Genomic DNA, 4,558 nt, shown 5'->3' with positions numbered 1-4,558 from the left:
GTCAGGTTTTCAAAACCAGACAGGTATTCTTTCCAGTATTGCGCCGACAAGGCGGCGTCTCGCTCTTCCAGCCAGCTGATGTAATCTCCGTAGGGACGTACCGCCGGCAGCAATACCTCGCTGCCACGGCTGTATTGCTGATACAGCGCTTTAAAATCGCGCATAATAATACCCATGCACCAGCCATCCATCAGCACATGGTGATAACTCCATATCAGCTCATATGCAGATGCTGCCAAACGCAGGACGGTCACCCGCATCAGCACATCATGGCCCAGGTCGAACTTACGGTTCCGGTCCTGCTGACGAATACGATCAACGACTGCCGCCGTTCCTTCCTGCACACAGGCTTCACGCATATCTTCATAGGACACTTTCATTCTCCTCCCGCGGTATACAATCTGCAACGGACGTTCATAACCCTCATGTACAAACTGTGTACGCAGTATCGCATAACGCGCAATGATGCCGTTCATCGCATGTTCTACCGCCGCGATGTCCAGGCGGCCCTGCAAACGGCAGCTCAGTTGCTCAAAATACTGGTCGCCTTCTCTGTCGTATAACGCATGGAACAGCATACCCTCCTGCATCGGAGACAACGGGTAGATATTTTCCAGCGCATGTTCCGATTGTAACGCATCCACCTGCGACAACGTCAGCGATTTGTAAACCAGGTCTGAAGGACTCAGTTCTACCTTCCCGTGACGACAACATGCTTCCGTGATCTCTTCCAGCGCGTCCCGATACGACTGCATAAAAATCCGCACCCTCTCCGCGGCATATTGCCGGGGGCTGTACGTGAGCGTCATCTCCAGCTCCCCGCCCAGCACCATGCCGGACACCTCCCAGTCGTATTCCGCTGTTTCCCCCTCCCAGATCTCACGGCCACCGGCGCCGCTTACCGCCGTAAAATATTCTCCCGACTCTGCTGTATCAAACTGGCCAAGGTAGTTGAAGATCACACGGGAACGTCTATGAGTGTGCTCTACGCTGTTGCATACATATTGCCGGATCATATAGTCGATACCGTTATTGGGCACCCGGCGCAGCGTTTCTTTCACCTCGCGGACCAGGCGCGTAAGGTTGTTTACATCTCCAGACAACCATACAGGGTAAATGCTGGTAAACCAACCTACCGTACGGCTGATATCCGCTCCCGGAAGCTCTTCGCGGCCATGGCTTTCCAGGTCCAGCAGGATGCCCGGCTGTTGGTAACAACGGTGCATGCCCAGCAGCAGACCTGCCAGCAACAGATCGTTGATGCGGGTGCCGAAGCTCCGGTGTGCTTCGCCCAGCAGCCGGCCCGTCAACTGCCTGCTTAGACGGAATCTTTCTACCTGCTGCCCACCTGTTTTGTTCGTGCCTTCAGGGTAATCGCGGTTCAACACCGGATAGGCGCCTGCATCGAAAGTGTTCCAGTACCGGCAGCCCTTCGCAAACGCCTTGCCCGCACTGTATTCCGACAACCGTGACGGCCACAACAGGAAGGCATCCGTTTTCCCCGGCAGCTGCAGCGGTTCGTTCCGCTGCTGCTGGCCATACAGGGTATGCATATCTTCCAGCAGGATACGCCAGCTGACACCATCCACCACCAGGTGATGGACCACCAGCAGCAACCGGCTGCCTTCCGCCAGGTGAAACAGTCCGCCACGCAACAGCGGGCCTGCGGCCAGATCAATACCTGCCTGTATTTCATCGCAGCGCGCCAGCAGCGAGGCTTCCGCTTCCGGCTCGCCGCGCAGGTCATATTCCTCCAGCGACACTGCCAGCTCCGGGCCCTGATTATGCATGAACACACCTTCCGCTTCTTCCGCGAAGACTATCCGCAGCGCATCATGATGCTCCTGTAGCATGGCCAGCATTTGCCGTGCCCGGTCGGCCCCAAGGCCGTCAGGAAACAACAGCATCACCGACTGGTTATAGTGGTGCCGACGGGCAAAAGGCGTTTCAAAAAACAACCTCTGTATAGGCGTCAGAGCGGCCCTGCCTACCACGGTGGCCCTATTGGCAGGCACCTCCGCCGCCTTCGCCACATTAGCCGCCAGCAATCGCACCGTTGGCCAGGAAAAAATATCTTTAACAGATAAGCTATAGCCTGCTGTACGCAAACGCGATACTATCTGTATAGATTTAATAGAATCTCCGCCCGCAGCGAAAAAATTCTCTGCCACGCCAATATCTGCTATCCCCAATACCTCCGACCAGACAACCGCTATCACTCTTTCAGCTTCGGACGACGGTGCATCGCCACTTTTACTGCCTATTACATCCGGCGAGGGCAACGCCTTCCGGTCCAGCTTTCCGGTAGTGGTCAACGGCATATTTGGCAGACGAAGGTAATAGGCCGGAACCATGTAATCCGGCAGGGTTTCAGACAGAAACGCCCTTAGCAATGCCATGTCTATTTCCTGCTCCGCCACATAATATGCCACGAGGTATTTACTGCCATCCCTGTCATGTGCCGTCACTACCGCCTCTTTTACCCCTTGATACATGCTGAGACGGTTTTCTATTTCACCGGGTTCTATCCTGAAACCCCTTATTTTCACCTGTTCATCCGCCCTGCCCAGGAATGCCAGGTTTCCGTCCGGCAACCAGCAGGCCAGATCACCGGTACGGTACATCAGCCCACCCGGCATAAAGGGATCAGGAACAAACCGCTGCCGGGTCAGCACGGCATCATTGACGTATCCGGCCGCAAGTCCGTCGCCGGCAATGAACAACTCCCCTTTTATTCCTTCGGGCAACAGCTCCTTATTTTTTCCCAGGATATACACGCGGGTGTTATCCAGGGGCCTGCCAACAGGAATAGTGCCACCGGAAACATGCATATCGGTGATCAGGCACTGTATCGCCGTAACCGTTGTTTCCGTAGGCCCGTATTCGTTATAAAAATCATAATCCCGGTAAAAGCGGGTTGCCGTCTGTACCTTGCACTGCTCGCCTCCGGCTATAACCCTTTTTACGTTATTGGGTGTTTTGAGTGTAATGTTTTCCAGGAAAGAAGGTGTTGCATGAAGGTGCGTCACGTTCATCGCTGAAATATAGTCGTTGAACAGGTCATTGTCTGTTATCCTCTCCCTTTCTATCAACACCAGGGCGGCACCGGCCGACAGTGCCAGCCAGATCTGTTCTACGGAGGCATCGAAACATATCGTGGAGAACTGCAGAATACGGTCCTGCTCATCTATATCAAAAGTTCTTTGTTGAGACAATACCAGGTTAACCACCGAATGATGGGATACCATTACACCTTTAGGCTTACCGGTAGAACCCGACGTATAGATAATATAGGCTGTATGTCCGGCCAGGCTTTGCGGGCCGGGCAGCCCAGGCGCCGCTTCATGCTCAGGCAGACGTCTGACGTCTGCTGTCTTGATAAAGTCGGCGTAAAGACAGGTCGTTTTTTCTTCCGTCAGCAATAGTACGGCGTTGGTCTCCTCCAGCAAATGCCGGTTGCGGGTATAAGGCAGCCCGGCCTCCAGCGGCAGATAAGCCGCTCCGGCTTTCAGGATGCCCAACATAGCAATAATCATTTCAGGAGACCTTTCTATCATCAGTCCTACTACTGCTCCCGGCGTTACACCGCTGGCTGCTAAGTAACTGGCCACCCGGCCTGCGCGGTTATTCAGTTCGCTGTAGGTCAGGCTGACATCATTGCAGCGCAGCGCCGTCCTGCCAGGGTGCGCCCGGACGCTCTTTTCAAACATATCAACAAGAGACATCTCCTGCGGATATACTGTCACCGGCCGGTTAAACTCGTGCAAAATCCGGTATCTCTCCTCAGCGGTCAATATCTCTATGGCAGATACCGGCACCGCGCTGTTATTGAGGAGCTGTGTTATTATCAATTGAAAGTGTCCCGCTACACGCTTCATGAACCCTTTATCAAACGCATGGGCATTATAATGCAGTGTAACGCTTGTCTTTTCATTCGAAGCTACAACGACAGACAGATTGTAATTAGTCTGCTCATGTACCACTAAGTCGGATATACGAAAATCCAGCTCTTCCTGCCCTGGCCCCATGATCGTATCTGCCAGCGGATAGTTTTCAAATACCATGATATGGTCCAGCAGCGACCTGCCGGGCGTGCTGCCGGCCTGTATTTCCGACAACGGATGATAATGATGCGGCTCGGCCGATAGTGCCGCTTCCTGCACCCGGCGCAGCAATGATGAGATCTTTTCTTCCGGCCCGTAGCTGATACGTACCGGTACCGTATTGATAAAGAGTCCCACCATCGACTCCACATCGGCCAGCTCCGCAGGGCGGCCGGACACCACCGCGCCGAAGACCACATCGTCTGCCTGGTTGTATTTACTCAACAGTATTCCCCATGCTACCTGTAAAACGGTGTTTACCGTTACGCCATTATCTACTGACAAGCGACGCAACTGATCAGTTTGTGCGGCATCGAGCAACAACTCTTCTCTTTTCAGCTGATAGACGCCCGCCTCCACCTTGCCATACTCACTGCAGATGCCTGTCAGGTTTTCAAAACCAGACAGGTATTCTTTCCAGTATTGCGCCGACAAGGCGGCGTCTCGCTCTTCCA

The 4,558-nt window shown here is 53.9% G+C and carries 1 protein-coding gene; it reads right to left on the bottom strand.

The window, feature by feature from the left end:
• Window positions 1–4,558, bottom strand: a 4,558-nt coding sequence (locus ACTJJS_RS33480) for an amino acid adenylation domain-containing protein (RefSeq protein ID WP_440668402.1), incomplete at both ends; no start/stop codon positions are given.

The organism is Chitinophaga sp. 22308 (assembly GCF_052045305.1).
In the GTDB taxonomy this organism is placed as follows: Bacteria; Bacteroidota; Bacteroidia; order Chitinophagales; family Chitinophagaceae; genus Chitinophaga; species Chitinophaga varians_A.
The sequence above is the reverse complement of the archived record's forward strand: the minus strand, read 5'-3'. Positions and strand labels throughout refer to the sequence as shown.